This window comes from Vibrio sp. 10N.222.55.C6 (genome assembly GCF_041473395.1).
Lineage (GTDB): Bacteria > Pseudomonadota > Gammaproteobacteria > Enterobacterales > Vibrionaceae > Vibrio > Vibrio crassostreae_C.
Window position 1 is genome coordinate 1 of record NZ_JBFRSD010000258.1, and the last position, 263, is coordinate 263.

Annotated in this window: 1 pseudogene; it reads left to right on the top strand. The window is 44.5% G+C overall.

The features are described from left to right. Positions 1–263 (top strand): annotated as a pseudogene (locus AB4486_RS23545) (hypothetical protein); the annotation flags it as partial.

Sequence of the window (263 nt, forward strand, 5' to 3'; positions counted from 1 at the left end):
AACAATGGCAACGCTCGAGTGAAAACTTAAAAGTAGGCGATGCCATTACTCGAACGGTAACCATCAAGGCCAAAGACAGTTTGTCTGTTTTACTGCCGGACGTGTTGAACAATGAATCGACCCAGCAATACCAAGCTTACCCGCAGCCTAATCGTTTAGATGATACTCAAGATCGTGGTAACTACCGTTCCAGTCGAATTGAGGAGACGGTTTATGTTATTCAGCAGGGTGGTGAATTTACGTTGCCAGAGTTTTCATTTCAG